Origin of the sequence: Microvirga sp. KLBC 81 (assembly GCF_003075415.1) — a bacterium.
Classification (GTDB): domain Bacteria; phylum Pseudomonadota; class Alphaproteobacteria; order Rhizobiales; family Beijerinckiaceae; genus Microvirga.
Genome location: NZ_QDAH01000158.1, coordinates 1 through 5,788, shown reverse-complemented (window position 1 = coordinate 5,788; position 5,788 = coordinate 1). Strand labels below are relative to the sequence as shown.

Here is a 5,788-nt window from a genome sequence, read left to right as displayed (position 1 = left end):
TTCATCGACAACGGCGGCGACATGAAGATCTTTATGCGTGTCGACGCCGCCAACGACGGGACGTGGTGCAACCTCCTGACCAACTTCCATACGGACTCTCCTAGGCAGACCTTGGACCGACGGTTTACCGAGACCGGATGCCTGGACAGGACAATAACGCGACAGAAAGTCAGGCCCTTCTTGGGTCACATGCATCGGTGAGGCAAACCTCACCGCGAGGCTCCCAGGCGGCCGACAGGTCCGGGGAAAGACACGGATCTGGTCGATCAGAGTGTGGGTCAGGCCACGCAGGGACACCTTGCGGCACCAGCCACTCTAAACGGTCTATCGCTGTGAGGGTCAGGCCGCCCAGGAACACTGGTCAGGGCATACTTACTATCCGAATGGTGGATGAGGCTGGATCGCCGCAGAGGCTGCCGCTCGTGGAGAGCCTGCTCCAGGGCATCGAGCACGAACTCGGCCCGGGCCGTGCGTGACACCCGCCAGCCCACGATCCTGCGGGCGAAGGCATCGATCACGAAGGCCACATAGACGAAGCCAGACCAGGTCGCGAGTGGAGTAAGAAGCGCGAGTGCGCTTCTCCTCCCCGAACCGTACATGCACCTTTCAGCGCATACGGCTCTCTGTTCAAGCTTGGCCCATGGCCATAGCAACATCCTGATAGTGCGATGTGACGGTGCTGCGGGTTTCGCGTCGGAAGATGTATGGGTTTTCCTCCGGATTGCGCCACCGGAACCGCGCCTTGGGGCTTGAGACAAGCCTGTGGAGCGCTTTGCCGATGGCGTCGCCGCGTTCATTCCGACCGTAGATGAGCCAGGTTTTCGCCTTGCCCGGTTCCGGGGCCTTGTACCATTTCAGCATCAGAGGTTTGATGCGGGATCGGTATTTGTGCCCCAGCCAATGCGCCAGCTTCCAGAACACGACATGGTCGATGTGCCGGAATACGGACGCAGTGAAGTCGGTGAACTTGTAGAACGCTGCCCAACCGGCCAGTTGTCGGTTGAGGCTAGCGATCATGTCGACCGTGCTGACACTATGATTGCCGGAGAGGGTCTCGGTCAGTCTGTGAACAAACCCCTTGGCCTTCTCCTTGGGTATCGTCGTGACGACAGACATACGTCCGTGCGCCCCTCGCTTGCGAATGATCCGATGCCCCAGAAAGACGAAGCCATCGTTGACGTGGGTGATATGGGTTTTGGCCATATTCAGCGTCAGCTTCAGTTCACCTTCCAGAAAGGCACGGCATTCCTCACGGATCTCTTCTGCCTGAGCCTTGGTTCCTTTGACGATCACGACAAAGTCGTCAGCGTATCGACAGTAGGCGATGGCCGGCTTCCATTGCCGGTTCTCACGAACCGTAATGGGACGGCCTTGCTTGATGCCGAAGTTCCAGGCCCATCGATCCTTACGCGCCTTGTCACTGAGGTATTTCGCCTCGAGCCACGCATCAAACTCATGGAGCATGATGTTGGACAGGAGCGGTGACAGCTCGCCGCCTACAATGGTGCAAACTGTCTTCGTCTGAGCCACCATAACCTGGATCGGGCGGCGGAGCGACACGGAACACCACCGTGATGTCTCCGCGATCAATCTCAACGCGCTTGACCAGAAGGCGGATCAGATCTCGCTGGAGAGACCAATCCACCGCCGACAGTCGATCCCGCACCTGTCCGGCAAAGTTTTCAAGCCGGCTGACAATCAGCGCCAGCGCCGCGCGTTGCGCGGCCTCGTCACGCAAGGCCGCAGCCTGCTCTTCCCACCCCTTGATCCGTAGCCGGCGCGCGCTCTTCGAGAGCATCGAGCGACCTACCCTCGCAGCCCTGCCGGCGGAAGACTACGTGTTCGCGCAATGGCAGTTCGCCCGCGCCGGGCTCGACTACCATATCGAGGTGGACGGCTTCTTCTACTCCGTGCCCTTCGGCCTCATCGGCGAGCAGGTCGATGTGCGCCTGACGCAGCGGACCGTCGAGGCCTTCCACAAGGGCGAGCGGGTAGCCGCCCACAGCCGGCGCTATGGCGGACAGGCGCATGGCACCAAGCCCGAGCACATGCCCGCCTCGCATCGGCATTACGCCACCTGGTCGCCGGAGCGCTTCCGCTCCTGGGCGGCTTCGTTCGGCCCGAACACCGAGATGCTGATCGGCGCCATCCTGGCCACCCGCCGTCATCCCGAGCAGGCTTACCGCACCTGCATCGGCGTGCTGCGCCACATGCGCGGCCTCCCCAAGGAGCAGGTCGAGGCGGCATCCGCCAAAGCCCTCGCCATCAGGGCTTTCTCCTACAAGGGCGTCGTCTTTCTGCTCGATGCCCGCCAGAGCCCTGAGCCTGCTTCCTCTGACCGTCCTGCCATCACCCACCGCAACATCCGCGGACCGGGCTACTTCCACTGAAGGAGACGACAAGCATGTTGACCCATCCCACTCTCGAGTTGCTGCACGAGCTCGGCCTGTATGGCATGGCCAAGGGCTTCAAGGCGCTCAGCGACAATCCCGAAGCAACGGCGCTCGGCCATGCCGAATGGCTCGGCCTGATCCTGGATCATGAGGTGACGCTGCGGCAGCAGAAGCGCTTCGAGACCCGCGCCCGCGCCGCCCGGCTGCGCCATCCCGCCAGCGTCGAAGATGTCGACTTCCGTGCGCCGCGCTCGCTCGATCGGGCGTTGTTCCTCAAGCTGTCGTCGTGCGACTGGATCCGCGAGCGGCGCAATCTGCTGATCACCGGTCCCTGCGGCGTGGGCAAGAGCTGGCTCGCCTGCGCGCTGGGGCACCGGGCGTGCCGCGAGGATCTGTCGGTGCTCTACCATCGTGTGCCGCGGCTGTTTGCGGCTCTCGCCCTGGCGCGCACGGAAGGCCGCTATGCCCGTCTGCTGCGCACGCTGGCGCGGGCGAAGTTGCTGGTTCTGGACGATTGGGGTCCGGAGCCGCTGACGCCCGAACAGCAGCGGGATCTGATGGAGATCGTGGAGGACCGGTACGATTCCGGCTCGCTGCTGATTACGAGCCAGGTGCCGGTGGAGAAGTGGTACGAGATGATCGGCACGCCGACACTGGCGGATGCCATTCTCGACCGGGTCGTCCACAACGCCTATCGCCTGAGTTTGAGGGGCGAGAGCCTGCGCAAGACCCGCGCGCTCGACGGGGCGGCTTGATCTTCGCGAAAGCGTCACGCACGGTGCAACACAAGGACCCAGGGACGATCCTCAGGTGGCCGACTTCAGATCGGAATCATGACCGGCTTGAAATCGGAATGCATGGCCGACATCGCGTCGGAACAACTGGCCGACTTCGTCGGAATCCGCACCGGGCGACCGTGCATCGGGCGACCGCGATCCCTTCACGCATCATCTGGCGCCAGACCTTGCGAACCCCATAGACGCCGAAGTTCGCCGCAAAGACCCGGCGGATCTCGCGGCACAGTTCGGCATCCCGGCGCTCTCGTGCCGGCCTGCGGTCGGGATCGGCCTGGCGGGCGGCGTGCTCGTAGGAGGTCGACGGGGCGATCGGCAGCACACGGCAGATCGGCTCGACCCCATAGAGCTTCCGATGCGCGTCGATGAAGGCCTTCATGGCTTGGAGCGGCGGTCGAGCTCCGCCTGGGCATGTGTGGATGCCCCCGTCAGTGCAAGTGCTTTTTCGAACGACTTGGGTGCGTGATCGGGTGCGGTCATGTGTCAGGCCTCAAAAACGCGGCTCTCATCATGGCCGCTGGCCGGTATGGCGATGCGCGGGACGGGGTCACATCAAAATAGCGAGCTCGAAGCTCCTGCTCAGGCACTGACTTGCCCATCCGCGATCTTGTCGATCATTTGCCCTTACTGTCCGTTGACCTCCTCACACCCCCAACGCGCCGGAGCCGTTCCGCTTAACCTTATAGATCAAGCGGTTGCTGCTACCGGACCTCGGTAATCCTCTTGCTTCGTCATCATGGCCCAGATGCTTCGTGCCATCTTATTGGCCAGAGCGATCGCAACCAGCATGCGTGGCTTCTGTGCCAGCATTCGCGACAGCCACGAATTAACCGGCGGCGCCGAACGGGCGCTTGCCTTCAGTACCGACATCGCGCCGATGATCAGTAGACGGCGGATGTCGCGCCGTCCCATCTTCGACGTCTTTCCGAGGCGTGGCTTGCCGCCCGTCGAGCATTGCCGCGGCACAAGCCCAAGCCAGGCTGCGAAGTCCCGGCCGCTGAAGGTTTGCATGGCCGGCGCGAATGTCTCGACAGCGACCGCCGTGATTGGTCCAACGCCGGGCATGGTCTGCAGCCGCCGCGTCGTCGTGGCCTGCCCGGCGACCGCGCGTAGCTTCTTATCGAGGTCATTGATCCTCGTGTCGAGCATGTCGATCTGCTCCAGAAAGAGCAGGCCGAGGTTTCTTACCAACTCCGGCAGAGGCGATGTCTCGTCGGCGATGGCGTCCGCCAGCCGCTTCAAATGGGCGGGTCCTTGCGCCGTCACCACGCCGTGCTCGGCGAGATGGCCGCGCACCGCGTTGATCAACTGGGTCCGCTGGCGCACCAGCAGATCGCGCGTACGGAACAACATTGCCCGAGCCTGCTGGGCCTCGCTCTTCACAGCTACAAACCGCATGGTCGGCCGCGACGCCGCCTTGACGATCGCCTCCGCGTCGGCAGCGTCGTTCTTCTGCCGCTTCACGAAGGGCTTCACATAAATGGGCGGGATCAGACGGACGATGTGACCGAGATTCTCGATCTCGCGACCCCAGTTGTGGGCAGTCGCGCAGGCCTCCATCGCCACGACGCAGCGCGGCTGAGCAGCGAGAAACGGCAGAAGCCGGTCACGCGAAAGCTTCTTCCTGAACACCACAGATCCGTCGGCGGCCGCTCCATGCAGCTGGAACACCCTCTTTGCGAGGTCGATACCGATGATGCAAACGTCTGACATGGATGCCCTCTCCTTGCGTGATGTCTTTGCAGATCACCACCTTGGCACATTGTGATGCCGTCGGGAGGGGGCATCCACATGGGGTAATCGCGGGAGCGAGTCGCCCTGGATCTGCAGTCACGCTCATGGAAGCTGGTGGCTGTTCCCCGATAAGATGGAAGAACGGGCTCACGACGGGAAGCCGGGCCCAAGCATCGAATGGAGAACAGCCATGGACGATTATATCGGGCTTGACGTGTCGATGAAAGAGACAGCGGTGGCGATCCGCCGGGGCGGCCAGCGCGTCTGGCGCGGCAAGTGCCCATCCGATCCCAAGCTCATTGCTGACCTGATCCGCAAACGCGCGCCGTCTGTGAAGCGGGTCGTGTTCGAGACCGGCCCCTTGTCGGTGTGGTTCTATCATGCCCTTCGGGCCGAGGGGCTGCCGGCGATCTGCATCGACGCTCGTCATGCCAAGGCCGCCCTCGACATGGCCGCGAACAAGACCGATGCCAACGATGCCGACGGTTTGGCCCATCTGGCGGAGGTTGGCTTCTTCCGTGAGGTGCGGGTGAAAGGCTTCGACAGCATGCTGGTCCGCACGCTTGTGGCTGCGCGCGCCCGGCTAGTGCGGATCACAACCGAGCTGTCCAACCAGATCCGTGGACTGATGAAGACCTTCGGCCTGGTCGTTCCCGCCGGCAAGGGCAGCACATCCGAGAAGAATGTCCGCAGCCTTCTTGTCGACCAAGAGGATCTTGCTGCGATCGTGCTGCCGATGCTGGAAGCCTGGCGCGGCCTGCGCATCCGTGCTGCTGAACTCGGACGTCAACTCGTGGCCGGCGCGCGTCAGAACCAAGCCTGTCGCATTCTCATGTCGATCCCCGGTGTCGGGGCGATCACCGCAAC

Annotated in this window: 4 protein-coding genes, 3 pseudogenes and 1 other annotated feature; of the genes and pseudogenes, 3 read left to right on the top strand and 4 right to left on the bottom strand. The window is 62.9% G+C overall.

From position 1 onward, the window contains the following. Window positions 1-353: 353 nt before the first annotated feature. Both DC522_RS32220 and DC522_RS32215 read right to left on the bottom strand, forming a co-directional pair. Window positions 354-560 (bottom strand): annotated as a pseudogene (locus DC522_RS32220) (DDE-type integrase/transposase/recombinase); the annotation flags it as partial. A gap of 67 nt (window positions 561-627) precedes the next feature. Then, window positions 628-1,497: pseudogene (locus tag DC522_RS32215) on the bottom strand (group II intron maturase-specific domain-containing protein); the annotation flags it as partial. Between the two features lie 266 nt (window positions 1,498-1,763). Here DC522_RS32215 and DC522_RS32210 point away from each other — a divergent pair. Together DC522_RS32210 and istB are read left to right on the top strand one after the other, a co-directional pair. Next, complete coding sequence (locus tag DC522_RS32210) at window positions 1,764-2,390, top strand: transposase (protein ID WP_205769896.1); 627 nt, start codon at window positions 1,764-1,766, stop codon at window positions 2,388-2,390. Between the two features lie 14 nt (window positions 2,391-2,404). Then, window positions 2,405-3,148 (top strand): IS21-like element helper ATPase IstB, encoded by a 744-nt coding sequence (gene istB, locus DC522_RS32205; protein WP_116532513.1) that lies wholly within the window; start codon window positions 2,405-2,407, stop codon window positions 3,146-3,148. Between the two features lie 100 nt (window positions 3,149-3,248). Here the strand turns inward: istB and DC522_RS32200 are convergent. Together DC522_RS32200 and DC522_RS32195 are read right to left on the bottom strand one after the other, a co-directional pair. Further along, a pseudogene (locus DC522_RS32200) lies at window positions 3,249-3,656 on the bottom strand (IS3 family transposase); the annotation flags it as partial. Further along, window positions 3,492-3,605 (bottom strand) — a sequence feature (AL1L pseudoknot). It overlaps the preceding pseudogene by 114 nt. 218 nt (window positions 3,657-3,874) lie before the next feature. Beyond that, window positions 3,875-4,900 carry an IS110 family transposase gene (locus DC522_RS32195; RefSeq protein ID WP_116532512.1) on the bottom strand — a complete coding sequence of 342 codons (1,026 nt, stop codon included), beginning with the start codon at window positions 4,898-4,900 and terminating at the stop codon, window positions 3,875-3,877. 211 nt (window positions 4,901-5,111) lie between these two features. Here DC522_RS32195 and DC522_RS32190 point away from each other — a divergent pair. After that, on the top strand, window positions 5,112-5,788 hold a 677-nt coding region (locus DC522_RS32190), incomplete at its 3' end, for a transposase (protein WP_165820421.1).